23 protein-coding genes and 1 riboswitch are annotated in these 25,794 nt (G+C 39.9%); of the genes, 9 read left to right on the top strand and 14 right to left on the bottom strand.

From position 1 onward, the window contains the following. The first annotated feature begins 55 nt into the window (after positions 1 to 55). Both JOD18_RS20175 and JOD18_RS20170 read left to right on the top strand, forming a co-directional pair. Positions 56 to 964, top strand: a complete 909-nt coding sequence (locus JOD18_RS20175) for a carbohydrate ABC transporter permease (protein WP_420827813.1) — start codon at positions 56 to 58, stop codon at positions 962 to 964. Further along, a complete protein-coding gene (locus tag JOD18_RS20170) occupies positions 961 to 1,788 on the top strand; it encodes a carbohydrate ABC transporter permease (RefSeq protein WP_204670929.1) in 828 nt (275 codons plus the stop codon). Before JOD18_RS20175 ends, JOD18_RS20170 begins: the two co-directional genes overlap by 4 nt. A 1,081-nt stretch (positions 1,789 to 2,869) precedes the next feature. On the opposite strand, the gene JOD18_RS20165 is transcribed toward JOD18_RS20170, so the two are convergent. Continuing rightward, on the bottom strand, positions 2,870 to 3,364 hold the full coding sequence (locus JOD18_RS20165; RefSeq protein ID WP_204670928.1) for an LURP-one-related/scramblase family protein: 495 nt from the start codon (positions 3,362 to 3,364) through the stop codon (positions 2,870 to 2,872). Positions 3,365 to 3,771: 407 nt separating this feature from the next. On the opposite strand from JOD18_RS20165, the gene JOD18_RS20160 reads away from it, so the two are divergent. Continuing rightward, positions 3,772 to 4,416 (top strand): YesL family protein, encoded by a 645-nt coding sequence (locus JOD18_RS20160; RefSeq protein WP_204670927.1) that lies wholly within the window; start codon positions 3,772 to 3,774, stop codon positions 4,414 to 4,416. A gap of 66 nt (positions 4,417 to 4,482) precedes the next feature. On the opposite strand, the gene JOD18_RS20155 is transcribed toward JOD18_RS20160, so the two are convergent. Then, positions 4,483 to 5,187 carry a tetratricopeptide repeat protein gene (locus JOD18_RS20155; protein ID WP_204670926.1) on the bottom strand — a complete coding sequence of 235 codons (705 nt, stop codon included), beginning with the start codon at positions 5,185 to 5,187 and terminating at the stop codon, positions 4,483 to 4,485. A 190-nt stretch (positions 5,188 to 5,377) separates the two neighbouring features. Between JOD18_RS20155 and JOD18_RS20150 the strand changes: the two genes are divergently transcribed. Beyond that, positions 5,378 to 6,130, top strand: coding sequence for an HAD-IIB family hydrolase (locus JOD18_RS20150; protein ID WP_204670925.1), 753 nt, complete (start codon positions 5,378 to 5,380; stop codon positions 6,128 to 6,130). A 246-nt stretch (positions 6,131 to 6,376) separates the two neighbouring features. Here JOD18_RS20150 and JOD18_RS20145 read toward each other — a convergent pair whose 3' ends face one another. The 7 genes from JOD18_RS20145 to JOD18_RS20115 form a co-directional block, all read right to left on the bottom strand. Then, positions 6,377 to 7,147 carry a DeoR/GlpR family DNA-binding transcription regulator gene (locus JOD18_RS20145; RefSeq protein WP_204670924.1) on the bottom strand — a complete coding sequence of 257 codons (771 nt, stop codon included), beginning with the start codon at positions 7,145 to 7,147 and terminating at the stop codon, positions 6,377 to 6,379. A 129-nt stretch (positions 7,148 to 7,276) separates the two neighbouring features. Then, positions 7,277 to 8,131 (bottom strand): Cof-type HAD-IIB family hydrolase, encoded by an 855-nt coding sequence (locus JOD18_RS20140; protein WP_204670923.1) that lies wholly within the window; start codon positions 8,129 to 8,131, stop codon positions 7,277 to 7,279. A 167-nt stretch (positions 8,132 to 8,298) separates the two neighbouring features. Beyond that, on the bottom strand, positions 8,299 to 9,249 hold the full coding sequence (locus JOD18_RS20135; protein ID WP_204670922.1) for a sugar kinase: 951 nt from the start codon (positions 9,247 to 9,249) through the stop codon (positions 8,299 to 8,301). Between the two features lie 15 nt (positions 9,250 to 9,264). Beyond that, complete coding sequence (locus JOD18_RS20130) at positions 9,265 to 9,906, bottom strand: bifunctional 4-hydroxy-2-oxoglutarate aldolase/2-dehydro-3-deoxy-phosphogluconate aldolase (protein WP_204670921.1); 642 nt, start codon at positions 9,904 to 9,906, stop codon at positions 9,265 to 9,267. A 13-nt stretch (positions 9,907 to 9,919) separates the two neighbouring features. After that, positions 9,920 to 10,486, bottom strand: a complete 567-nt coding sequence (gene hxlB / locus JOD18_RS20125; RefSeq protein WP_338029582.1) for a 6-phospho-3-hexuloisomerase — start codon at positions 10,484 to 10,486, stop codon at positions 9,920 to 9,922. 6 nt (positions 10,487 to 10,492) lie between these two features. Continuing rightward, a complete protein-coding gene (locus JOD18_RS20120; protein WP_204670948.1) occupies positions 10,493 to 11,497 on the bottom strand; it encodes a LacI family DNA-binding transcriptional regulator in 1,005 nt (334 codons plus the stop codon). A 246-nt stretch (positions 11,498 to 11,743) separates the two neighbouring features. Next, entirely contained in the window at positions 11,744 to 12,616 is an 873-nt protein-coding gene (locus JOD18_RS20115; RefSeq protein ID WP_204670920.1) for a LysR substrate-binding domain-containing protein, read from the bottom strand. 136 nt (positions 12,617 to 12,752) lie between these two features. On the opposite strand from JOD18_RS20115, the gene JOD18_RS20110 reads away from it, so the two are divergent. The 5 genes from JOD18_RS20110 (at position 12,753) to thiW (ending at position 18,353) form a co-directional block, all read left to right on the top strand. Next, on the top strand, positions 12,753 to 13,727 hold the full coding sequence (locus JOD18_RS20110) for an ABC transporter ATP-binding protein (protein ID WP_204670919.1): 975 nt from the start codon (positions 12,753 to 12,755) through the stop codon (positions 13,725 to 13,727). After that, positions 13,724 to 14,740, top strand: coding sequence for an ABC transporter substrate-binding protein (locus tag JOD18_RS20105; RefSeq protein ID WP_204670918.1), 1,017 nt, complete (start codon positions 13,724 to 13,726; stop codon positions 14,738 to 14,740). Before JOD18_RS20110 ends, JOD18_RS20105 begins: the two co-directional genes overlap by 4 nt. 58 nt (positions 14,741 to 14,798) lie before the next feature. After that, positions 14,799 to 16,451: an ABC transporter permease gene (locus JOD18_RS20100; RefSeq protein ID WP_204670917.1), complete on the top strand. Its 1,653-nt coding sequence runs from the start codon at positions 14,799 to 14,801 to the stop codon at positions 16,449 to 16,451. Then, positions 16,451 to 17,512, top strand: a complete 1,062-nt coding sequence (locus tag JOD18_RS20095) for an MBL fold metallo-hydrolase (RefSeq protein ID WP_204670916.1) — start codon at positions 16,451 to 16,453, stop codon at positions 17,510 to 17,512. The genes JOD18_RS20100 and JOD18_RS20095 overlap by 1 nt, the downstream gene beginning before the upstream one ends. Positions 17,513 to 17,650: 138 nt before the next feature. Then, a riboswitch (TPP riboswitch) is annotated at positions 17,651 to 17,766 on the top strand. Positions 17,767 to 17,852: 86 nt separating this feature from the next. Next, a complete protein-coding gene (gene thiW / locus JOD18_RS20090; protein ID WP_204670915.1) occupies positions 17,853 to 18,353 on the top strand; it encodes an energy coupling factor transporter S component ThiW in 501 nt (166 codons plus the stop codon). A 414-nt stretch (positions 18,354 to 18,767) separates the two neighbouring features. Here thiW and JOD18_RS20085 read toward each other — a convergent pair whose 3' ends face one another. The 5 genes from JOD18_RS20085 to JOD18_RS20065 form a co-directional block, all read right to left on the bottom strand. Then, positions 18,768 to 19,232, bottom strand: coding sequence for a GNAT family N-acetyltransferase (locus JOD18_RS20085; protein ID WP_204670914.1), 465 nt, complete (start codon positions 19,230 to 19,232; stop codon positions 18,768 to 18,770). A gap of 135 nt (positions 19,233 to 19,367) precedes the next feature. Then, positions 19,368 to 20,111: an amidohydrolase family protein gene (locus JOD18_RS20080; protein WP_204670913.1), complete on the bottom strand. Its 744-nt coding sequence runs from the start codon at positions 20,109 to 20,111 to the stop codon at positions 19,368 to 19,370. A gap of 270 nt (positions 20,112 to 20,381) precedes the next feature. Further along, positions 20,382 to 21,221 carry an aldo/keto reductase gene (locus JOD18_RS20075; protein ID WP_204670912.1) on the bottom strand — a complete coding sequence of 280 codons (840 nt, stop codon included), beginning with the start codon at positions 21,219 to 21,221 and terminating at the stop codon, positions 20,382 to 20,384. 208 nt (positions 21,222 to 21,429) lie between these two features. Further along, positions 21,430 to 23,802 (bottom strand): RNA polymerase recycling motor HelD, encoded by a 2,373-nt coding sequence (helD, locus tag JOD18_RS20070; RefSeq protein WP_204670911.1) that lies wholly within the window; start codon positions 23,800 to 23,802, stop codon positions 21,430 to 21,432. A gap of 421 nt (positions 23,803 to 24,223) precedes the next feature. Continuing rightward, on the bottom strand, positions 24,224 to 24,904 hold the full coding sequence (locus JOD18_RS20065) for an adenine nucleotide alpha hydrolase family protein (RefSeq protein WP_204670910.1): 681 nt from the start codon (positions 24,902 to 24,904) through the stop codon (positions 24,224 to 24,226). Between the last annotated feature and the right edge of the window lie 890 nt (positions 24,905 to 25,794).

Here is a 25,794-nt window from a genome sequence, read left to right as displayed (position 1 = left end):
GCTTACTCTATATGGGAATCCCTTTCTATACGTTATCGGTAAAATGAAGGAGGTTATAACGTTGGCTTCGATAAACGATCAAGCAAAGTGGAAACCCCGCAGGCTTCATGCTGGTTTTATCGGCTGGGGGTTTATTCTATTATCGATTATTGGTATCAGTATTTTTTACTTTTATCCAATGGTGCAGGCCTTGATCCTATCTTTTCAATCCGGAATGGGAGCAAGCCTTGAGTTTGTTGGATTTGATAACTATATACGGTTATTTAATGACCCTACATTCACCTCTGCATTAACGAACACCTTTATCTATCTATTGATACAGGTACCAGTAATGATTCTGTTCGCTCTAATCTTTTCTGTGTTACTAAATGATCCTACGTTAAAGTTTAGAGGCTTTTTCAGAACCGCTATTTTCTTACCTGCGGTGACTTCTTTGGTTGCCTATGCCGTCGTCTTTAAATATTTATTCGCAGCAGATGGCTTAGTGAACCGTTTTTTGTTAAATATAAATATCATTGACCAGCCCTTACAATGGCTGAATGACCCTACTCTGGCCAAATTTACGATTATCATTGCGATTACCTGGCGTTGGACAGGGTATAATATGATTTTTTACTTATCTGCTTTACAGAATGTTGATAAATCGATGTATGAAGCGGCTAGAATCGATGGCGCTTCTGCCCTGCAGCAGTTCTTTTTTATTACGATTCCATTATTGAAGCCGATTATCTTATTTACATCGATTATGTCAACAATTGGAACCTTACAATTATTTGATGAGGTCATGAACATCACTAGCGGCGGACCTGGTAACGCCACCCTGTCGATATCGATGTATATTTACAACTTATCGTTTGAGTATACGCCAGACTTCGGATATGCTGCTACCGTATCTTATGTGATTGTGTTCTTGGTAGTCATCTTATCTATCATTCAATTTAAAGTGGCAGGTGATCGAGATTGAAGAAATTTAAACGTATTTTCACATATGCCTTTCTTGGTGTGGCCTCCTTTATCAGTATCTTTCCCTTCCTTTGGATGGTTGTCAGTACAACGAATAAATCAGTGGATGTAACACAAGGAAGGCTGCTTCCCGGCGCTCATTTATTAGAAAATCTCCGTACGCTGTTTGAAACCGTTAATTTAGGTACTGCACTATGGAATTCATTTGTCATTGCAGCGATTACAACCATTCTGACTTTACTAATCGGTTCGCTTGCAGGATACGGATTTGAGATTTACCGCAGCAAAGGCAAAGATATCGTATTTAACATCTTATTATTATCGATGATGATACCTTTTGCAGCGATTATGATCCCGCTCTATCGTTTCTTTGGCCAAATCTCAGCTCATGCACCGCTGATCGGTATAGATACACTGGCAGCAGCTTTGTTACCTACGATTATTACTGCCTTCTTCATCTTTCTGTTCAGACAGAACACAAAGATGTTTGCGAAGGAATTAGTAGAAGCAGGCCGCATTGACGGTTTAGGCGAGATAGGGATCTTCTTCCGCATTTATATCCCAACGATGAAAACTACTTATGCGGCAGCTGCGATTATTGCTTTTATGAATAGCTGGAATAACTATTTATGGCCATTAGTAGTCTTACAGTCGCCAAGTAACCAAACCATCCCTTTATTGATCTCTAACTTGGGATCTGGTTACTCTCCTGATTACGGTGTAATTATGACAGCTATTGTTATTGCAACCTTGCCAACAGCGATTATTTTCTTCATTATGCAGCGTCACTTTGTTGCAGGTATGATGGGATCTGTCAAAGGGTAACACAGTGAAACTTCGTTCAGCGTGGGTTGGATAAATACCTGTTCAGCTTGGGGCTGTTGCAAAATGTAAATATTGCATATTGCAGCAGCTTTTGTGTATTAGATGATTCTGCTTGATTTATATTCAACTTTCATACACATAAACAAACACATACACCTTGTTATCCTTGTGTAATCAGTTCTTCCTTATTGCTTTTGCCATGTCATTATTTTGACTGAATAAGGGTGCAAAGATTCGCTCCGGCCAACCACTTCGCTTTTCGTGGGCACGGCATCAGCTAACTTGAAAAAGAAGAGCATTTTTCAAGTGGATCTTCACCCCGTGCTGTTCCCACAGAAGTCTTCGCGGTTGGCCTGCGCTGAAAAATAGTTCTACACTTTATGCAAGAAATAGCATCATGACTGTATGGTCCCTAGAACAGCTTATCTGTTTACTTCTTATGGAAACATTCTATAAAGGGAAATGGATAACATCACTATCAAAGTTCCTTTCATTCCTTACAATCAATGAAACAACATGATGGTCAGCTATCCTGAGTTACCCCAGCCATAATAGTTAAGCTTGATCCACATCATGTCATTATCCTAACATCTGTTATCCTTTTATCATTCCTTGAGGAACTAACAGAAGATGTTCTCACATGGTAAGACTCCCAAACGTTGTAGAATCAAACCACAGCGGAGGATGACCGTTTCGACTCCTGAGGGATTCGCATGATCTGAAGATCCACTTTTGTCAAGTGATCTTCTTGGCGAAAGTTAGCTGAAGAGCATGCCCCTAGGAAAGCGAAACGGTCAGCCGCAGCGGCTGCCTTACTCACGATATCTTCCATAAGTTGAAACATCTGCAGCTTTCTTTGTCCAGAAGTCAATCGAACTAACTACAAATACTTATGTCTATAGATGGTATGCAGTTTTTCGGGGGATCATCATATACGCTCAGTCGATCTGCATGTGTTAGTGCATAGATAAAAAAAAGCTGTTGCACAATCATTACCTAATTGTGCAACAGCCACATTTTCTAGAAAGTCATCCCTATAACTCCTCTTACTCTAAACCGTGTATACAATTAAGTTCTCATTTTAATTGGCATTTGATGAATTGGCCGCTTGATCAGCCTTTACGCAATCAATGGCAACAACAAGTGCAATCATGATGGTCTCCATCTCGTCCTTCCATACTTGAACTTTATAGCTATCACCCCAAGTGAACCACTCCTTACTCACTTCCCCAACCTCTTCACCATGCTGATAGACTTGAAAGTTCATGTTCAACCAGTTTCCGCGCACTTCAATACCTGCTGCATCAATCGTATAGCGCGGCTTAAAGAGAGAAAATTCTTTCTTAATTTTTAATACCTCTTGACCATCCACTTCAACCAAAAAAACTGGTAAAAAACTGAACACCTTTTTTGTAATCAAGGCGACTTCTTCTCTTTGTTGATTCATAATAGAAAAAGTCTTGGGAATTCGCATAAAACTGCCTTCCACATAATAAGCATCTTCCTCTGACTGATTCTTGATGGTGAATTTCTCACTTAGACTAAACACCTTCTGTTTTATGTACAACTGATTCATGATTTACCTCCTTCATCAAACCAGTATGTCTTAGCAGACACCCCTACCCCTATTGATATCAACAGCCTCTCTTCTTTTTATTTTATCATGCCTTAACACCGATTCGAAATAGTAAAGAGTAAGAAGAGCTCGATAGAAGTTTCTCACCTGTGATTCGACTGCCAAAAGGTAACTCTTGGATAAAGTGAAACTTCGTTCAGTGGGGTTTTTTCCCCACTGAACGTTAGTTGAACCAATCGGGCCGTTATTGGCTGTTGGATCTCCCACTTAGACATGACGTATTCACTTATTGCTTGAAGTGGGAGTCTTACAGCCAGTTACACTGCGATAAACTAAATGACAGCGTTTTAATCACACCATATTTATGTTAGAATAAGTGTATATTATTTCATCTAGGAGAGAAAACAATGCGAAATACACTGTTTGCTATTACAGAATGGATTACACGACTTGCCTATATTAATATTCTTTGGCTTGGCTTCACCTTGTTGGGGCTGATTGTCTTTGGACTATTTCCAGCAACAATAGCCATGTTCACCATTACAAGAAAATGGATTATGGGAGATACAGACCTGCCAGTCTTCACTACTTTCTGGCAAGCCTACAAGCAAGAATTTTTGAAAAGTAACTTGTTTGGCCTCATATTCTATTTCATCGGTTTTGTCTTTTTTATCAATACAACATTCTTATTAACCGTGGATGCCGGCAGTTTCTTTAACACTATCAAAATACCACTATATGTTGCTATGATTGCCCTTGCGTTAATCATGGTATACGTTATTCCGACTTACGTCCATTATGATTTGAAATTCCTGCAAATTTGGAAAAATGCCTTTCTGATTATGCTGATTCATCCGTTGCATAATATTGCGATAGTGGTTGGTTCGGTTGCTGTTGTATATTTAATGCTTCGCTTCCCAGCTACACTGGTCTTCTTCTGCGGCAGTGTACCAACCTTTATCATCATGGGAATCTGCTATCAGGCCTTCAAGCGAGTTGCCATGAAGCAAGAACAATGGGCAGAAAATGAAGCAGAAACTTCTGCCAACTAAATAAAATCAGACAAACACCTGACGCTCCCTGCGTTCAGGTGTTTGTCTGATCGGTATATGTCGCACTTATTCCAGTCCTCTTACCAAATGCTTACCCCATTCTCTCATAGCAACTGATTCACCGGCATCTGCTGCCTTTTTCAGCCAGTATTCGCCTTCTTCTACATTCTTCTGCAGAAATTCACCTTTTATTTGAAAAATCCCTAGACAACGCATTGCAACCAATTCTCCCAATTCCTCTGCTGCCTGCCGTAATATGCGTTCACCTGCTTCAATGTCCTGTTCTATGCCCATCCCTGTCACCAGCCGGTAACCTAATATCCTCACAGCCACCGGATCACGACGTTCGACGGCTCTCTCCAGCCAGTACATTCCTTCTTCAGGGTTTTTGGCCACGATTTCTCCATCTAGTAATCTTGCAGCTAAATCTACCATTGCCCATAGATCATTAGCTTCTGCAGAACGGCGCAGCCATTTCTCTCCTTCTTCTCTATTAAGTGGCAGCCCATTGCCTGTTAGAAAACTGTAGGCAAGCTCATTCATAGAACCAGTATCACCCATTTCAGCAGCCTTACGAAGCCACTTTTCTCCTTCTTGCGAATTGTTCCTCTCTTTCTCCGCTGCAAAATCGATCACATTAGAGACGTCTTTCTGAGGTGTTGGAGGCACCTCTTGTTCTGTTTTCTCTTCCTTATTTGATTGCTGTAAACCAATGGATTGGAGTATTTTATTAAATCTTGAACGTTTTCTTTTATCATTACCGTCTGTCAATCTAAAAACCTCCTATATGTCTACTGAAAAAGCTGGAATAAGACTTCCCATCCACCATTGTTGCTGCTTCCTGCAGCTGTTGAATCAGGGTGAATGAACCGTCTATTTTTCTCTATTATAGCACGCTTGACTTCCAGTGAAACTATATTAGACTAAGGATGAGCGATAAGTACTATATTGGAGTGGTAAAATGAAATTTGTCTTTGACTTGGATGGAACCATTTGTTTCCATGGCAAGCCTGTATCTGAACAACTATTACAAGCATTACTAGCATTAGAAGCGCAAGGCCATCAAGTAATATTTGCTTCTGCTAGACCAATCCGTGATTTATTACCGATTTTGCCGGAAGATTGGCATCGCCATGCCATGATTGGCGGAAATGGATCGATGACTTATCAAGATGGGAAACTGCTTTCCATCGCTCATTTCGATTCATATACTCAAAAAGAGATTCTATCACTAATCAAGGCCTATCATGCCACTTATTTAATAGATAGTGATTGGGACTATGCTTATACTGGTCCTTCTTCCCATCCCATTCTGCAAAATCTGGATCCGCAGCAGCGCGCTAAGAAGATGGAACTAGTTCAACTATCATCCATGTTAAAAATATTAATCTTAACCGCTGATAATATGGAGGAATTAGCAGCAGATCTGCATAAACTAGAAGTTGTCGTCCATTCCCATGGAGAAGAAGGAGTATTAGATGTCAGCCCTAAAGGCATAGATAAATGGCGTGGTCTGCAGCAGTTAGGTTTAACAGAGGCTAGCTATACCGCCTTTGGTAATGATGCTAATGACCAAACCATGTTTCAACATGCCGCATACAGTGTGATGATTGGCGCCAACCAACAGCTCGCACCTTATGCAAACGAACAAATTCCATTCGATGACACAGTTGAAGACAAGATTGTGAAAAAACTGCACGAACTGATTCGATAGACTATGACTGCCATCAATAGAGAGGCATCCTCCCTATTAATGGATACACCGCGTCTTATACACCTAGGATGATCTATCTGTCTTGTTTCTTTGGTTCTTCTCACTATTGAAAGTCAATTGTCGATGACTAGCGCATCGAAAAGCGAAACGGTCATCTGCAGCGATTGCCTTGCTCTCTATATCTTCTTCAAATAACTAAAATTAGCTGACATTGGATATACTTTCTTTAAAAAAAGCACTTCATTATTATTGAAATGCCTTCATTACTTCTATTCCAGCCTCTTGAAGAAGTAAAATATCGCTCTCTTCTGCTTTACTATCCGTAATCATCCGGCTTACCTTATCAAGTGAAGCTACATGGGCAAATGCTTGTTGATGGAATTTATGATGATCGGCTAAAATATAAACCGTATCTGTCATCTCAATCATCTTCTGTTTCACATGTGCTTCTTGTTCATTGGATTCACTAATCCCATAATCCATGTGAATACCTTTACAAGAGATAAAGGCTTTATTGACATGAAATAAATCCAGCGCGCGTTCTGTCAGCGGTCCTACATAGGATAAAGATCTGCCTTGCAGCGTTCCGCCAGTCGAGATTACCGTAATATTACTTTTTTTACTCAATTCCAGTTCTACCTTCAATGAATTGGTTAATACCGTCATCACTTGATTGGGTAAATTTCTGGCCACATACCAAGCGGTAGTACTGGCATCTAATAGTATCTTATCTGACTTCACAATATGCTTTACGGCCTCTTGCGCTATCTCTCGCTTTTCATCTACATACATTACTTCTCGCTCTTGCACCGGAATCTCTGGTTCTTCTTGAGCAGGTGCGATACTTACTGCCCCGCCATGACTTCTGGCTAGCTTTTTTTCTGTTTCTAATTTCTCCAGATCCCGCCTGATCGTTTCATCAGTCACCGAAAAAAGCTTGGCCAATTCTGATACTCTAACACTCTTGCGTTGATTTACCACCTCTAACAATCGTTGGCGACGCTCCATTACTAGCATGATCCACCTTACCTTTCCCTCACATCATCTATTCCCTTTACACATGTGGTTTTTCTTTTGTTTATGTTGTTTTTTTATTCTATCATAAACAAAGAAAAGCCTCTATCAAAAAGAGACTTTTCACCTTTTCTATATCTGTAACCATTTTTGCAAATACTGACAGGCTCCTTCTTCGTCATTATCAGCAGCTGTTATTTCTTCAGCCAGTGCCTTGATTTCATTGGTTGCATTCTTCATGGCCACTGGATATCCTACATATTTCATCATTGGAATATCGTTATTACTGTCTCCCATTGCTAAAGCCTCTTCGGGTCGCAGCTGATAATGCTCTAACAATATCTGAATGCCTGTTGCTTTATTGATTCCTGCTGCCATTACTTCGACATTATGCGGGGAAGAGGAAGATGTAGTAAAATCCGCGTCTTGTTTTAGCTGTTCTAACTTCGCAATCCAAGCCTGCATTTGCTCATGATCACTTGCAAAACAATACAGCTTGGCTGCCTTTTGTTCTTGATATGTCTCCGGCCAAAGGATATCTCCATCCATCGCTGCCACTCGGTCAGTCCACTCATGAACTCCTACATCCTCTGGTTTCTCTTGGGCGATCATTGCTTCCATGTAAGAATAGTCCGCCTGCAGAGCCCAGCGATGATGATTATTTGGATGTACTTCATAGTAGATCTGATCTTGCTGTGCCAGTTGTATGACATCTTTCACAATGCGGGGAGATAACTCATACTCCGCTATTTTGTCTTTACCTCTATAAGTGATCATACCATTAGACGTAACCAAGCCGTCCAGCTCTATATCGGCTGGTGCTGCATCATACACTTCTTTTAATGAACGGCCTGTGACAATAAACACGCGAATGCCTTGCTGTCTCAGCTGCTGAATCACTTGCAGCGTATGCTCTGTAATCGTATTATCATGATTTAAAATGGTTCCATCCATATCCAAACAAATCGCTTTTGGTTGAAATGCCATATTAGGTCCCCCTTTTTTCATCTATTGTTTCAGTATAGCAAAATAAGACAGGGAAAGCATGGGGAGAAACAAATAAGAGTCCAAACTTCACTTATCCACAAGTTTTTACGACATATATTTTTGCAAAAAAAGAAGCCAATGTCTCCACACATCGGCTTCTTCTATTTTTACCGCTCTACTCGCTCAATCTCGCCTAATCGTTCCTGTACATCCTCATAATAAGGTAATCCCTCATTATCTCCCACAACCCCTACTACCATAGAGCCGATTGTATTAGCAAAATGCAACGTGCGTTCTAAAGACCAGTCATGTAAATATCCATATAAGAAGCCTGCATTAAAGCCATCGCCTGCCCCTACGGTATCGACCACTTTGCTAGCCTTTACAGCAGGGGAAATCACTGTCTCCCCCTTATCATACCCAACAGAGCCTTGCTCTCCTTGCTTGATGGCGATAGTAGGTACTCCCAATCCTTTTACCTGTTCGATAATCTTCGCTGGATCCTTCTCACCAATAATAATTTCCATTTCTTCATCACCTGCTAACAGGATATCCACATGCGGCAGGATCTCAAGCAGTGTCTTCCTCGCTTCTTCTTTAGACCACATTTTCAAGCGAATATTAGGATCAAAGGCAACCTTGACACCATGTTTTTTGGCAAGTCTGATCGCTTGAAATAATATGTCGCGGTTCTGACCGCCAATAGCTGGAAATATTCCGGTTAAGTGCAAGACACGAGCCTGTTTTATGTAGTCTTCATTCAGCTCTTCCGGTGTCATGGTTAATGTGGGAGACTTATCTCGATAATAGAAAGTCCTGACACTGCCATCTGCCGATATTTCCTTAAAATTAAGAGAAGTGGGATAACCATTTACAAGCAATACTTCCGAGGCATCAATTCCCTCTCCTTTAATAAACGTACGAATCGCTTTGCCAAATTCATCATTCCCCAACCGGCTAATATAACCCGTATTTAAGCCTAAACGGGCACAGCCAATCACTAAATTTAATTCCGCTCCGGCCACCTTTTTGTGAAAGCTGTCAACAAACTTCATTGGACCAGTTGTCCCTGGATTAAACAAAACCATTGCTTCTCCTATTGTAATAACATCCTTCATCTCTGTTTCCCCCCTTTACTGTTTATCTATAAGATCTGCCTGCTGCCGATAGGCTTTAGCCTTATTTGTCAGTTCTTGATAATCTGCGGTTGTTTTTAATGTGAGCGCATCGACCAAATTACTTCCAATCCCTACTGCAGAACTGCCTGCCTTCAGGTAATCCTGCATGTTGTCCAGTGTAATTCCGCCGGTGACCATCGCAGTCACATGTGGCAATGGACCGCGAATATTCTTGATATAGTTTGGTCCAACCGCATCGGCCGGAAATATCTTGACCATTCGGGCGCCATGTTCATAGGCAGTGGAAATCTCTGTAGGTGTCAGTACACCTGGTATATGCTCTACACCATAACGCTGGCATAATCGCAATGTATCCAGATTCCAAGTAGGTGATACAACAAATGCTGCTCCAGCCATCATAACAGTTCGGGCAGTTTCAGCATCTAAAACTGTACCTGCGCCAACTTTAATCGATGTACTCACCTCTTTTACCGCTTTTTCAATTAGTTGCGTAACATGAGGTGTTTCTGCTGTTATTTCGACATGATGCACACCGCCATCGGCAAGCGCTTCCAAAATAGGTACGATATTGTCTTGATTGGCCTTTCTAATAACGGCAACGACTTTCTCCTGTTTGATTCCTTCAATAATAGACATGTTCTTTGCTCCTTTATTCTAAATTGGTATGTTGCTGTTGTAAGCTGCTTTCACTGCGATCAGCAGGATAGGTTTGCAGTAAGTACACAACAAGCGCATCCAGCAGCAAGTGTGCAGATTGATCAAATTGACTGCCCAATGGCTGGATTGTATTCGGCTCAGAGACTAACCGCTTTTTCGTTGCAGCCCGAATGTGAACAGTTAGATCGCATTCCTCCCCAATAGCTGACTGTGGATTGGTGGTGACAAGTGCCACTTTTGCCTTGATCTCTTTGGCTTTTCTAGCATAATGCAGTAAAGAAGGGGTTCCTCCTGATCCAGAGATCAATAACAGCAAATCACCTGATGATAAGCTTGGAGTAATGGTTTCTCCCACAATATAAACGGGATATCCACTATGCATCAGACGCATTCCAAACATTTTTCCAGCCAAACCTGAACGGCCAGTACCAGCAATAAAAACCCGCTCCGCTGTCTGAATGAATTCTGCCAATTGAATAACTTCTTTCTCACTCAAATTAGTGAGTACTTCTTGTATTTCATTGGTGATGGTTGTGATAATATCTTTTATTGTAAACACCCTTTCTTAACATGATTCTCTTCTGTTCAATATCGGTTCAAAGCGGTAGATAGTAGCTGGCTGCGGCTGACCAGAGGGATGAATGAAGGCAAACAATACTTCTGCCGCCTTTCGCCCCATGTCAAATGCCGGTTGTGAAATAGTAGACAGGGGCGGGGTATAGAAATGAGCAAAAGAGACATCATCAATACTAATCACACCTACATCGTCCGGTATCTTCATTTGCTGACTTCTTGTATAGGCAAGAACCTCGTGTAATACGCGATCATTAATCGCAAATACAACATCTGGAGGTTGCTCTTTATCAAATAATTTCGCCAATTTCGGCTGCAGTTCACTCATCTCTCCACTTACAATATAATCATCAAACAAATCTAGTTCTTGTTCTGCCAGCACTTGCTGAAAACGGTGAACCCGCTCCACCCTAGGTGTCAGCTGCGGACTTAGAGGTGAACTAACAATAGCTGGCCGCTGGTAACCTTTTTCGAGTATTTCTGCAACTACGAAACGAACAGCTTGATGATTGTCTAATAAAACGGCAGGAATATCTAGCTCAGCTACAATACGATCCATAAAAACAAGCGGGTATTGCTCATCCAACAACTGTTGATATAATTCAACATTATCTCCTGTCGGAAAAACAATGATGCCATCTACTTGCTTTGCGCGGAGCATCTGGATATAATTCCGCTCTTTGTCGGGGTTATCATCGGCATTACAGACAATTACATGAAAACCTTTCTCCTGACAAAAATCTTCAATTGCACGAATGACTTGTGTTGAAAAAACATGTAAAATATTCGCCACAATCACCCCAATCGTTGTGGACGACTTTTGTTTCAGACTTCTTGCTACCATATTTGGGCGATAATTTAATTGCTGAATAGCAGCGGCAATCTTCTGTTTGGTTGCTTCCCCCATATAATCAAAACGATTATTCAAATATTGAGAGACAGTACTCTTAGACACACCTGCTAATGCTGCAACATCGGCAATGGTTACCTTCTTCATAGCTTTCATTCCTTCATTTTTGTTCATGTCTGTTCCTCATTTGGATCTAAAAATGGTTAATTCGAACAGACTACGTAAAAATAAAACGGTTTAGTAAATCGGTTTAGTAAAAGTATAAATGATAAGCTATAATTCTACAACCCTTTGCATCAAAAATCTGTTGCTTTCATTGCTCCTCTTAACGAAGGGAAGCAACCTTTTTCCGAGGTGTTTTTTTATAATGATCAAGTTTATAGCCCCCTCCGTCTATTTTAATCGTTGTACTTGCTTTAGAAAATATTGAAAAGGTTTACTTTTCCATAGATTACGGTGATAAACAAAATAAATCTGTCTTTCTAAATCTTGGTTTTGCAGTTCGATATAAGACAAATTGTCTTCTTTTTCTATTAATCTTTTAGAAATAAGCGCTACTGCCTTCCCATAAGACAGCATCTTAGTAATGGTAGAAACAGAATCTAGCTGAATAGTTTCCATCCTTAATTTCTTCTCGTATAACCATGACTTCGAAAAGTAGCCTGTCGAACTGGATAATCTATGCACAAGCAGGGTCTGATCATATAAATCATTCGCTGCCAATGTTGTCTTCCCTGCAAACAAATGAGTTTTACTGAAAGCTAGTACTATCTTATCTGTTGTGATCGGTTCATAAATAAGATCTGACTTTTTATTACCCGTTTCCATCATTAATGCACAATCCAACTCTTGTAATAACAGACTGTTTTCTATTTCCGGGGCAGTATTTACATTTAATGATACCTTAATTCTAGGATAGCGCTCTGCAAGTTGATGAATTAGTTCTGGCATGAACAAATGTGCCGGAACTCCACTTGCTCCTAGTTTAATTGATCCCTGTTCTCCATTCTTATAATCTTCGATACTTTTTTCTAGCGTACGGTTGATTTGACTCAGCTGCTTGGCATAATAATAGAGCAGTTCTCCCGCCTCGGTGAGTCGGTACCCCCCGGCATTGGTTCGAAAGATTTTAATACCATAGTCCTCTTCCAAAGTCTTGATATGGAACGACACAGTGGGAGTGGACAATCCTAATAAATGAGCAGTTTCTGTCATTTTCCTCGTTTCCACAAGTGAAATAAATACACTTAGTTTTTGAATATTCACTTTATCACCCTAAAGTATTTTAGATTTTATCTAACTAGATATAAACTTTATCAGATTAGTTTTAATTTAATGTTAACAGTTAGTTAATATTTGCTAAACATTCCTACTCTAGACTTAATCGTAAGGAGAGGATAACATGATTATTCAACTAAAAGGCGTTGAAAAAAAATTCGGTAATGTCCACGCAGTCAAGCCTATTGATTTAACGATCAAAGACACTTTTGTAACGATTCTCGGCCAATCCGGCTGTGGCAAAACAACTCTGTTAAAAATGTTAGCAGGGCTGACAGATCCCACATCTGGAGAAATCCTGTTCGATAACCAAACCATCTTCTCAAGATCGAAGAAAATTCATGTTAAGCCAAACAAACGGCAAATTGCCATGGTATTTCAAGATTTTGGATTATGGCCACACATGACGGTCTTTGACAATGTGGCCTTCGGTCTTCGTGGCAAAATGTCCAAATCACGGCGGTCCGATATTGTGCATGACGCCTTACAAAAAGTGAAATTGGAGGCAAAAGCAGCGATGAAACCTGGCGAATTGTCTGGAGGTCAACAACAGCGTGTCGCTTTGGCACGGGCCATCGCTATTAATCCCAAACTGGTTTTATTTGATGAGGCACTCAGTGCACTGGATGCCATTTTGCGAGAACAAATGCGTGAAGAAATTTTGACCATTGTACAATCCATCGGTGCCCAAGCGATCTTTGTCACCCATGATCAGACAGAGGCAATGGCTATGTCTGACAGCATGGTTGTTATGGATAGTGGCGATGTTGTCCAAACTGGCTCGCCAGAGCAGATCTATCATTCCCCAGCTAATCCTTTTGTAGCTAACTTCATTGGAAAGACAAATTGGGTAGAAGACTGTAAGAAGATGATTCGTCCAGAGAACATCCATCTTCATCCATATAAACATACAACGGTTAAATCAGGGGTTGTTAAGAAAAGCATGTATGAAGGCGATCGCTATCTTATCCTTGCAGAGGCGGATGGTTACATATGGAAATTCTATGATAGCCATCCTCACGAACAAGGGCGTGACATCAAGTTTTATGTCGAAGAAAACTATATCCATTCTTTAGAAAAAAAGGAGGCATTATCATGAACAAACTAAAATTAACTACATTAGCAGGACTGTTTACATCAACGTTACTCTTAGGAGCTTGTGGGGCAGAGAATAATGAAGCCGCCGGCAGCGAGACTGCTGCTGACAACCTTGACAATATGATTACTGTTTATTCTGCTGGACCTAGCGGACTCGCAGAGAATATTCAAGAGGCGTTTGAAGAAGAAACAGGAATAAAAGTAGAAATGTTTCAGAGCACTACCGGCAAAATTTTATCACGATTAGAAGCAGAGGCAAATAACCCAGTAGCAGATGTTGTCGTACTAGCTTCCATTCCATCCATGGAAGGCCTGAAAACAGAAGGCAAGTTACAGCCATATGAAGCAGAGAGCAGGGACAGCTTCCATCCAGAGTGGAGCGATGAAGAGTTCTATTACTATGGGTACAGCGCTACTGCTTTAGGGGTTGCCTATAATACTAATCAAATCGATTTCCTTGACGCAGATTGGAGCGAGTTCAGTGAACAGGAATGGCAAGGACGGGTGACAATGCCTGATCCTACATCTTCTGGTTCTGCCGTTGATTTTGTCTATGGCTTAACGAACGCCAATGAATCTGGATGGGATATTATACAGAGCTGGATGGATAATGATTTACTGGTGGCCGGAGCAAACAAAGAATCATTAGACGCAGTCATCACCGGCGATAAGGATGTGGTTGTTTCTGCGGTTGACTATATGACCTATAAGGCTAAGAGTGACGGTGAACCTATTGATATTTACTATCCAGAGAGCGGAACGGTAATCAGTCCACGGGCTGCTGCTATTCTAGCCGACGCACAAAATATGGAGGGTGCCCAGACATATATCGATTTTCTATTATCAGACACGGCACAAGAGATGGTAGCCGAGGCTTATATTTTACCTGGTAATCAATCGATCGAACTAAATGATCGTGCGGCCTTAGATGAGATCCCTACTCTTCCAGTAGATTGGGAAAATGCAGAAGAGAAACAGATTGAAACAATCAACCAATTCACATCAATGAATTAATATGTCTTGATCATTGCATAAGGTTCCTGTGCAAATCATCAGGAAAGGAGGAATACACATGCTTGTACGAAGACAAGCACCTTTTATTATCTTATTTATTACCATTAGTATCTTAGCCCTGTTACCGCTTTTCGCCGTACTCGGTTATACCTTCTTTGAAGATGGGGGCTTATCCTTTGAATCAATACGGTTGATCTTACACAATAACAATATTATGCAAACGATGCAAAATTCATTATTACTCGGCCTTTATGTGATGGCTGCTACGACTTGTATAGCCCTCCCCTTAGCTGTAATAAGAACTAAGACCTTTCTCATTAAAAGTAAATGGCTGGATATTCTTTTTCTTATCCCTTTTATGACACCACCATATATCGGTTCGATGGGGTGGATTCTGTTTATGCAGCACAATGGTTATTATGAGCAGATCTTTACTCAAGAGGCCCCGTTTACCTTTTTCAATGTCGCTGGAATGGTGTTTATCATGAGCATGCATCTCTATCCTTTTCTTTATTTAATGCTCAAGAATGCCTTACTGAGAATGAACGGTTCCTTTCAGGAGGCGACACTCATTTACGGTGGTCACCCATTGTTAAATTGGATCCGGGTTACCTTGCCCTTGCTACTGTCCAGTTATGTGATGGCTGCACTACTTATTTTTATCAAGACATTAGCAGAGTTCGGGACGCCTGCTACGTTCGGTAAGCGAATCGGATATGATGTCTTTACGACAGAAATTCATGCTTACTTATCACGCTGGCCTATTAATATTTCAGGCGCAACTAGTTTATCGTTGGTTTTGCTGAGTGCGTGTATGTTAATTTGGTACATTCAGAATATAATCAGTCGTAAATACACTTACGGCATCCATTCTGGTAAATCACCAAGCACTGCTTCAATCAAAGATTCAATTCTGATTCGATACATGTCAATCGGATATGTGTCTCTTATATTAGGGCTTTCTATTGGGGTTCCTTACTTTTCTATTATTGTTACTTCTTTATTGAACATTCGCGGAGAAGCCCTATCATTCAGCAATCTCACACTCCGTCACTATGGCGAGCTCTTTACCGTTGGTTCTTCCAGTTTCCAGGCATTGATGAACAGCCTTAGCTTTGCCTTTGCAGCTGCAACAATTGCCGCTTTGATAGGGTTCTGTATGGCGTTATATATCTTTGATGCCAAAAGGAAATCACAACAACTGCTTGATTTTACCAGTTTGTTATCCAATATTATACCTGGAATTGTCTTTGTAGTAGGTCTAATTCTATTCTGGAATAGTGCTTTGCTGCCTGCAACCATTTATAATACCATCTGGATGCCTATACTTACTTATATTGTATTGTTCTTGCCTTATTCTGTTCAGTATACCAAGTCAGCATTATCACAGCTTCATCCATCCATACATCATTCTAATGCGATTTTTGCAAATAACTATTCTGTCATTCTATTGAGGGTCTGGCTGCCTTTACTAGGACAGGGAATTTTAGCCGGGTGGATGATGACCTTTATTATTTCAATGCGTGAATTAGTTGGTTCTTTGCTTATTCTCCCTCCATCAGTTGAGACTAGTGCTACCTTTATCTACAGCCAATTTGAACAAGGGGATGTAGCTAAGGGAATGGCCATGGCAGTAATTACAGTATTATTAACCATCCTATGTATCTTTCTTATGGAACGATTACAGCGAAAGGCACTGCACACCTCTTAATGACTGATGTAAGCGCCCTTGGAGGAATAGGAGAATATGGCCGTAACTGCTTTTTAGTGATGGATCAAGCAACCAACACACGCATCATGCTGGATTGCGGCGTTCGCAACGGCAATCCAGAAGTATATCCACCTATTACAGAGACAATCGCACAATCAATCCAGACCGTATTTATTTCACATGTGCATAATGATCATATCGGGGCACTACCTTTGTTAGCTCAAAAAGGGTTTACAGGGGATGTGTGGATGAGTGAAGCCAGCTTTAGACAATTATCAGCCATATTAGGCAAATGGCACGATCCATTAATAAACAATCTGCACTTTCGGTCTTTTGCCAAACATACACGTGGACAGGCTATCTCATTTACAGAAGATTTTTCGATTACATGGGGCTATAGCGGGCATATGCTTGGGAGTGTATGGTACAGCCTACAGCTGCGGGAGAAATCAATCTTCTTCTCAGGGGATATCGTGCTTTCTTCTCCCTTGCTAGTAACCGATATGCCGGATAAAGACAGGTATGAGTATGCATTGATAGATAGCGGACATGCCGCACAAATCATGCCTTATAAAAGGAGTCTCACCAACATTCTATCAGCAGTAAATGATTCTTCCGAGAAATATTTTCTGCCTATTACTATCTCAGGAAAGACTTGTGATCTCTTATTTTCTTTGTTTCAGGCACTTCCAGATAGACCTTTTTTTATCGATGAGCCTTTATATGAACATATAAACAGCTATCTACACTATCCAGATAACTTACGTCCGGAACGACGGGAAAGATTACAAGCTATGCTTCAAAGTAAACGATTAGCGATCAGCCGACAATTCGAAGGACCAGGTATATATTTATTAGAAAACAAACCAGAGGGATGTCATGAAATCAATACCAATCTATATCAAGGCATTGATTCCTTTTTTTACAAATCACATCCTGATAAACAAGACCTTAAAACATTAATCAGAAAAGTTTTTGCGAAGAAATATATCTTCTTTCATAGTAAGCAACATGATTTAGATCATATATTACAAGATTTATCTCAGTACAACCATCCGTAACTCCCGCTTCAAAACTTTAGATTTCCAAGAAGGCTAAATGAGGGCAGGTGAACTAACCCCCCGTTTAGTCTCGCTTTATATAAAGAAGCTGTTGACTTTCCAGCAAGGTTTGATACAATTACTTACAATTATATATGCATGTACTACTAGGGGTGCCTATCAGTATAGGCTGAGAGAAAAGCACTGGGAAGCTTTTTAACTCTATGAACCTGATCTGGTTGATGACCAGCGGAGGGAAGTAGCTTTATTTCTATGCGAAAGCCAACTTCTAATGTGCTGAGGAAGCTGGCTTTTTTCATTGCCTCCCCAGCATGTTATTTTAATGAAAGGAGGAAACCAAATGAATAGAGTACTCCTATTAACTACAATGGCAGTACTGATTGCAATTGGCACACTGGGCTCTCAATTTCTCTGGTTTCCAACGGGGGTTGCACGTGCTTATCCGGTGCAGCATGCCGTCAACGTAATAGCTGCTGTGATGCTTGGTCCTATACCAGCGGTCATTATCGCCTTTATTATTGGATTATTACGAAATTTGCTGGGATTAGGTACATTATTAGCCTTTCCTGGCGGGATGATTGGCGCCTTATTAGCTGGATTGCTCTATCAGTGGACCAAACGCAAATGGGCGGCAGGGATTGGAGAAATGGTTGGAACAGGAATTATTGGATCACTGCTTTGTGTTCCCTATGCTAAACTCTTGATGGGAACATCGGTTGGAGTATTGGCCTTTCTGCCAGGTTTTCTGGTAAGCAGCATCACCGGGGCGATTATTGGTATTTTATTGCTGTCACGGGTGAAACATACATCACTTGGTAAACAGGCACAACTAACTAAATAATTTGGTACTCCAATCAACCATAATTTGCTCAACGAAATAATCAAGGCGTTTATATCACGATAAAACAGAAAAAATCGGGGAAAGTTCTTTATCGATCTCAAGGTTTTCAGACAAAAAAGGTGATACCTGTTATACAAAAGCAGTATCACCTTTTTTATACTTTCTCAAATACTCGGCGTATCTTTGCTAGTATTAAAAGACGCTCCTAGTATAACTTTCAGAATAGAGTCTGACTAAAAATGCTGTCCAACACCCCCATTTTGAAATAAGAGAATCTAAATGGGGATTTTCATTTTAATTGATGATGCCCCTTTTATAAACGTGTTTGATCATTTCTGAATACTGTTATTCCATAATCACGCCCATTTGTTGAAGATCGTTCTAGCATTTGTTAGTGTAATAACCATTATTGTGCTATAGATGCAATTTTAATCCTTCATGCGATGCATGAAAACCTAATTTTTCATAGAAAGAAAGTGCTTCAGGTCTTTTTTTATCTGTTGTTAGTTGAACCATATGACAGCCTCGCTCTTTGGCACGTTGAATTGCCCATCGAATTAGCATAGATCCTACACCCTTGCCTCGTTCTAAAGAAGCAGTGCGAACACCTTCAATTGTAGCTCTCCATCCTCCTTGGTAAGTAATGAATGGAGTAAATGTAATCTGTTGAACACCTATTATCTCTTCACCATAACAAGCCACAATCAATTCATTATTCGGGTCAGCGTCAATAGCTTGAAATGCTTTTATGTAACTTTCTGGCATAGGTTGTTTATAAAGCTCTCTTTTGTTTCCTAAAGCATCGTCTGAGAGCATATACACAATCCTGTCGAGGTCTTGTATAGTTGCTTCTCTAAATGTAACTTGATTTGTGTTCATTAAATTTCCTCTCCCATATAATTATGATAAGTGTATTCCTACCATTACATAACATCCGAGATTTGAAATAAAAACACCACAGTCTAAGTGCCTCTAAAACTTTATTCACTCATTCTGAATCTAATAGGAACCAAACTACTTAAAATACCATTTTAGAGCGTTTGTATATAGGATTTTATCAGTAGCTTTTTCATCAAATAGATGTCGAATCAATTCAATATCTTCATATTCGAAAGGTCTTTTCGCTCTTGTTGATGGCAAATCTGTGCCAAACATAAGTGCATCAGGATTTGTTTCATAGATCGATTTCAAAGTATTTTCAACATTTAATTCCACACGTCCAAAGCCTGTTGCTTTTACGTGTATACCTTTATCCACTAATTTTAATAAATGCGTTAGTCCTTCTTCAGACAATCCTAAATGGTCTATTGAAATAGCAGGTAAATTTTCAATAGTCGAGGCAATTTCAGATAATTCTTTTGCATCCACATAAAGTTCACTGTGCCACCCAACCAAATCGTAAACTCTTCTTGCAAAATAATCAAGCTTTGATAAATCTTCTGACCCGCCCCGTTTGATATTAAATCGTAATGCTCTTACCCCGTTGTTATGCAGGCTTACAATTTCATCATCCGTCACAGTAAAGGGCAATTGTGTAACACCGCAGAATGCGGGTCCCATTTGTTTAAGTGCATTCAATAGATATCCTTGGTCAAATCCTTGAAAAGATCCAGACACAACCGCTCCGCCTACTACATTCAAATCAGCAGTTTCATTTTGATAATCTGTTACCATGTAGCTTGGCGGTGTATATCCTTGATTCTCGAAAATCGGAAAATCAAAATCAATAATATGAAAATGGGCATCAAAAACTCTCACTGCACACCCCTCTCCCAACATATTAAACACAGAATAAAAAATTGCGGCTTAACAGTTTTTCTTATTGGACTAAAAGTGCGTTCCTTTACAGCATACCTCTGATTTGCCATAACTATTTTATCCCACAATCTGTTCCAATTGTGGGATAAAAAAATTCTACCTATCATCATAGGATTTTTATTAAACTATGTTACCAGATCCAACTTAAAATAAAGATGATTCGCAAAGCTATAGACGAAACCCGCCGTTCCTCCAGTTGATCTTGCCAGCTTAATACTTATTCATCTCATCTGGGTCTGAACCAACACGTTCATCTTTATTCATTGCTTCAATTTGTTTTATCTCTTCATTTGTTAATTCAAAATCAAAGATATCGGCGTTTTCATGAATACGATGTTGTTTGACCGATTTAGGAATCGTGATCACTTCCTGCTGTAAATCCCAGCGTAAAATCACCTGTGCAGTAGATTTACCATGTCGCTCGGCAATTTCTATTAAAGTCGGGTCGTTCAGTAATTCTCCTTGTTTTAACGGAGACCATGCCTCTAGCTGAATATTATGCTGTTTACAATACTCATGCAGGCTTTTTTGCTGCAGGTGTGGATGGTATTCTACCTGATTAACCATCGGTGTAATCGCTGCTTCTTGCAGGAGATCATCTAAATGATGCTCCTTGAAGTTACTGACACCAATTGCACGAATCTTTCCGTCATTATAGAGTTCCTCCATTGCCTTCCACGATTCTTTATATTTATTCTGCTTCGGAACCGGCCAATGGATGAGGTATAGATCCAAATAGTCCAATCCTAGTTTATCCAGACTGGCTTGATATGCTTGAAATGCCTCCTCATAGCCTTGGTCACTGTTCCAAAGCTTAGAGGTAATGAATAATTCATCACGAGGAATACCAGAGTCCTTAATAGCTCGGCCTACCCCTTCTTCGTTGCGGTAGATAGCAGCAGTATCAATGCTTTTGTAGCCATGTTCTAATGCCCATTTCACAGAATTATATACTTCTTCTCCATCTTCTACTTGAAATACACCAAGCCCAAATCGCGGCATTTCGACTCCATTGTGTAACGTGGTTGTTGATTGTAAATGAAGCACCAAATTCCTTCCTCCTCTAATTCATTTATATTCATCCATCTGCAAAAAATTTCACCGCAGATGACAAGCAAATTTATCAAAGTGCTGTCATCCGTATCCCTGCTTTTCACCTTCCAGAGTTCAGCAAAAAAGGGAAAGCCGACGATTTGCACCATGATAAATTGCACACTTTGGTATGTTATTCCCTTCTGGAACCACATTGAAACCTATTTTATGATTTGCCTTTCTTGGCAGTTATTTGATGCACCTTGAAACGCCGGTACAGGGACTGTGGTACCTCTTCAATAAACTTTGTCGGCTCTTCTACTGTAAAAAGTGCCAGCTGGTGCATTGCTCTGGTACACGCAGTATAGAATAAATGTCGTTCTAACTCACCTTGATAATTATTGTGTGAAGCATCAGCAATAACGACCGCATCAAATTCAATTCCTTTTGCCAAATAAGTTGGGATTACCACAATCCCTTTTTCAAACGTATGAGCAGATTGTGTCATTAACTCCATCTGCAGATAACGGCGGTAGCGCCGGTATAATTCTTCGCATTCCGCCATCGTCTTCCCAATTAATGCAATGGTTTCATGGCCTTCTTGTAAGTATTGATTAATTTGTTCGACAATTTTCTGATCTAATATTTTCTGTTGTTCGACCTCCATCAACAGCGGCTTATCGCCCGGCCGCTCAAAAGGCTCGATTAATTCTCCATTTTCGACAAATGATTTAGTAAACTCTACGATTGGTGCTGTAGAACGATAGCTTCGGGTTAAAACAATTCGTTCATGTTTTTCCGGCCACCTGTCTGACAGCAATGATTCTTCTCGAAGGGCATGAGCATAAATCGCTTGATTTATATCTCCCAACAGGGTCATTCGACTCACCGGGAACATCTTTTTCATCAAATGAAATTGAAATGGTGTGTAATCCTGTGCTTCATCAATAAACAAGTGCTGAATCGTCCGCTGTGCCTTAAACCCTAATATATTCTTTTGAAAATAAATAAATGCAGGTGCTTCTTCCCATGTTAAATATTTCCGTTGGAGAAATTGCTCACTTATTTGACAAATCGCTTCCCAACGACTTGGAAGGATCAAATCGGCATCTTGTGCCCAGTCATTATCTGTAAATAGCTGACGAAAAGTCTGCAATATATCAACAAAGGCTAATCGTTTAATTTTTTTGCGAAGAGGCCTCAATTTATCAGTAATAACACGTTTTCGCAGCAAAGCCTCTTCTCGATCAAAGTCATCAAAGCTATCCTCCGTGAAACTATTTTCTTCCTGCAATGTATGATGAACATCAACATAATCTTCTGTATCAAGCAGTTCACTTTCCTCTAACACCCAATCTTTTTCTAACTCTTCCGCTTCGACTTTCTTTATGTGCTGAAGTATCCAATGGGCTACCTTTTCCATCCGTTCTACAAGCGGTAAGGAGTCATCTGTTTGATAAAATTGTTTAGAGATAATTGCTTTTGGTATAATCGTTTCGCCACGGAAAGAAATGTTACGAAACTTAAGGCCTTGATGTGCCAGCCTTTCCAGGAAAATATCGACAAGGCGCTTATAATCGAGACTCGCCTTATAATGCATAGCCTCTATCCTAGCCTGGTAATCATTCGATTCTTTCTGCAAATAGAACTCCATTTGTTCAAATGGTGTCTCTAATTGGAATCGGTCATCTAATTGGCGATGCAAATATTGATAAAACGTCATTTGCTGCATATTATCTTCCCCTAATTCAGGTAAAACCGTGGCAACATAGCTGTTAAACAACGGATTAGGAGAAAACAGCACAATTTGTTCGGATGTCAGCGTCTCTCGATAGCGGTAAAGTAAGTAGGCAACCCGCTGCAAGGCAGCAGACGTTTTCCCACTGCCAGCTACACCTTGAACAATTAGTATCTTTGCCCGTTCATTACGAATGATTTGATTTTGTTCCCGCTGAATCGTGGATACAATACTTTTCATTTTTGTACTTGCCTGATTGCCTAGAACAGATTGAAGCAAGTGGTCGCCAATTGTCAGTCCTGTATCGAACATGCCTTTTAATTGCCCTTGTTGAATCATATATTGTCGTTTTAAGGTTATTTCCCCGGAAATATTTCCTTCTACGGTGTCATAATTTGCCGGACCAGGCGGAAAATCGTAATACATACTCGAAATTGGCGCCCTCCAGTCGTATACTAGGAAATCATTCTCGTCCTTATCCAAAACAGAAGCTAAACCGATATAAATGGCCTGTTCCTCAGCGTGTTCATCATCCTTAAAATCTATCCGGCCAAAATATGGCTTATCCATTAAACGTAATAACGTATCAATCCGTTCACTGATTTGTCCATGGCTGCGCTCTCTCTCAGACAAGAATTCTGCTTGTTGCTTAATACTTGCCTCTGTCTCAATCTTGTCATCCATTTCTTCAATATTGACTGTAACATCCTCCCAAAAGTCTCGTCTAATATCAATGACATCTTCTTTCAGGCCTTTTTTTCTGCCTTCTAACTCAGAAATTCGTTTCTCAATCTCTTTGACTACTTCTGCCACCCGTTGCTCCTCTTGCTGCCACTCATGCTTATTTTCTTCTTCTGTCATTGATTACACCTCCATGACTTTTTTGCTTTGTTATTTTATATAAAATGATTTCGTCATCAACAGCATATTTGTAGCTGTTCACACACTGATAAAGGGAGACCTTCATCTGCAGGGCATTTTCCTGCTCAGCTTGGCGAAACATTACAGCGGTTGTGCTTTATTTTCTATTTTACCTTTTTCCCCCTCCTGGAATCCAGAGGCGGGAGTCTTTATGAACGGTTCAACTAATACCTTTATTCTATCTCTACACAGATCCGTTCATCCAGTTTTCTGCATACCACATATGCTTAGTATGAAAACTAGATTAGCATAAAATACATGATCTTTCATTAATAAAGTAAATACAGCACAAAAATTAGCTTCATTCCTGATAAAAAAGGGAAAGCTCCCATCAAAAAATGGGAGCCTTGCTGTTTTTTCATTATTTGATTGCGTTAGGGGGATCGGTTATCTTGCCTGTACATATATCTTCGGTAATGTGTACCTTGCTTACCTTCCCTTGGTCATTTACAAACTTGAATATACCATTATTAAAGTCGGTACCTACTTCTTTGTAGAAGATACCTTCATATAAATTATGCTTTGAACGCGCAAAGCTTAAACGATAGATTCCTTCCTCGTCTTTTTGCAAAAAGCCGCGCACACCTTTCTCGTAAGGAACATCATCTATCCCTTTTAATGTTCTTTCTAAAGATACAATATGAAGATCGATAAATGTTAGTTCCCGTAACAGAACATTGACAAAGGAACCTTTGGTAATCTCTTCCCAGCGTTTTTGCGGGCTTTGTCCCATAATAATTTGTGTGATATTTAACTGATGCGCTACCTCTTTAATTACTTTTACAGAAGGACGTTTCTCATTATCGCGAATAATAAACTCATCTACTTCCAGTTCATCACAAAGCTCTTTCCACTTTTCTACATATTCTGATTTTTCCGGATCAAATTCATCGTATGGTAACCGATCGACTGTAAGAACATATAAAGGGCAATCCATAATCTGTGCCAATTTATGTCCTCTTCTAATTAAACGTTCGCCATTCGGGCCATAGTATACACAGACAAGGATGCTTTCGTCCATACAGCTCTTTACTTTTTTCATGCTAACAACGCACCTTTCTTTTCATTTTCCCTTTGGCAAACCGTGAACAACCATTGTGTCACTGTTTTGTGCAAATGGGACTTACTTTCTCATAATTCTCCGTTCGACAAACTTTTCTATTTATTTTAAGAAAACGTTAATTCTTACTATTTACTACGTATTAACGCTTCTAATAGTTTCATCTTTTTGAAACTGTATCATTCTAACATGTATTCTGGTAATAGTATAGTCCTTTTTCAAAATTTTTTTCAAATATTTAACTCTTTATTCATTTAGCATGATTTTCAAGGCTTTCTGGGCAGTCTTATACATAAAAATAGAGTAGAATCATAAATCCTTCCTTTCTTGTGTTATATGCTTCCGCGGTACATAGTTACATCTTATTCCTGTAGCTGCTATAATGCTATCCATATCATGGTACATGAGTAACGGACTGACACAGGGAATGCTGAGTTTTACACGGCATACACGATGTGAACATTTAATAAAAATCCCCCTATTCCCATCTCCGATATCCGACCTGTTATTTTTATTTAACATTTATACGAGAACATTAAACCCAGCAGTTGTTTGATTCACGCGAAAAAAATTAGAAGGGCGGTTAAAGTTTTCATAGCAGCGTATGTTAGTTTTATTTACCTCTTAAACAGATCAAATATTCATTAATCTAATACAAATCAATGCGTATGTGTAAAATAATACTCGAAAGTGATAAAAAATCCCCTAGCCAAAAAAGAGAAGGTACTCTATCATAAAATGTATGCTTTGCAGGGTATAATACATTTACGAAAGAGACCTTCTCATGGAACTAATTATATCAAAACTATATGAATTAATAAAGGATACAACGAATGTCATTGAAATGGAGGAAGAAGCCCATCGCCTGATGT

The sequence above is a fragment of the Gracilibacillus alcaliphilus genome (assembly GCF_016909015.1).
GTDB lineage: Bacteria > Bacillota > Bacilli > Bacillales > Amphibacillaceae > Gracilibacillus > Gracilibacillus alcaliphilus.
Note: the sequence above shows the minus strand (reverse complement) of the source record. Positions and strands in the feature narration are given on the sequence as shown.

What these genes read in the sequence shown, in the direction of transcription:
- JOD18_RS20165 (WP_204670928.1), bottom strand. Translation starts at nt 3,364, where the DNA reads ATGAATCAGTTGTACATAAAACAGAAGGTGTTTAGTCTAAGTGAGAAA.
- JOD18_RS20160 (WP_204670927.1), top strand. Translation starts at nt 3,772, where the DNA reads ATGCGAAATACACTGTTTGCTATTACAGAATGGATTACACGACTTGCC.
- JOD18_RS20150 (WP_204670925.1), top strand. Translation starts at nt 5,378, where the DNA reads ATGAAATTTGTCTTTGACTTGGATGGAACCATTTGTTTCCATGGCAAG.
- JOD18_RS20145 (WP_204670924.1), bottom strand. Translation starts at nt 7,147, where the DNA reads ATGCTAGTAATGGAGCGTCGCCAACGATTGTTAGAGGTGGTAAATCAA.
- JOD18_RS20140 (WP_204670923.1), bottom strand. Translation starts at nt 8,131, where the DNA reads ATGGCATTTCAACCAAAAGCGATTTGTTTGGATATGGATGGAACCATT.
- JOD18_RS20135 (WP_204670922.1), bottom strand. Translation starts at nt 9,249, where the DNA reads ATGAAGGATGTTATTACAATAGGAGAAGCAATGGTTTTGTTTAATCCA.
- JOD18_RS20130 (WP_204670921.1), bottom strand. Translation starts at nt 9,906, where the DNA reads ATGTCTATTATTGAAGGAATCAAACAGGAGAAAGTCGTTGCCGTTATT.
- JOD18_RS20120 (WP_204670948.1), bottom strand. Translation starts at nt 11,497, where the DNA reads ATGAAGAAGGTAACCATTGCCGATGTTGCAGCATTAGCAGGTGTGTCT.
- JOD18_RS20110 (WP_204670919.1), top strand. Translation starts at nt 12,753, where the DNA reads ATGATTATTCAACTAAAAGGCGTTGAAAAAAAATTCGGTAATGTCCAC.
- JOD18_RS20105 (WP_204670918.1), top strand. Translation starts at nt 13,724, where the DNA reads ATGAACAAACTAAAATTAACTACATTAGCAGGACTGTTTACATCAACG.
- JOD18_RS20100 (WP_204670917.1), top strand. Translation starts at nt 14,799, where the DNA reads ATGCTTGTACGAAGACAAGCACCTTTTATTATCTTATTTATTACCATT.
- JOD18_RS20095 (WP_204670916.1), top strand. Translation starts at nt 16,451, where the DNA reads ATGACTGATGTAAGCGCCCTTGGAGGAATAGGAGAATATGGCCGTAAC.
- thiW (WP_204670915.1), top strand. Translation starts at nt 17,853, where the DNA reads ATGAATAGAGTACTCCTATTAACTACAATGGCAGTACTGATTGCAATT.
- JOD18_RS20085 (WP_204670914.1), bottom strand. Translation starts at nt 19,232, where the DNA reads ATGAACACAAATCAAGTTACATTTAGAGAAGCAACTATACAAGACCTC.
- helD (WP_204670911.1), bottom strand. Translation starts at nt 23,802, where the DNA reads ATGACAGAAGAAGAAAATAAGCATGAGTGGCAGCAAGAGGAGCAACGG.
- JOD18_RS20065 (WP_204670910.1), bottom strand. Translation starts at nt 24,904, where the DNA reads ATGAAAAAAGTAAAGAGCTGTATGGACGAAAGCATCCTTGTCTGTGTA.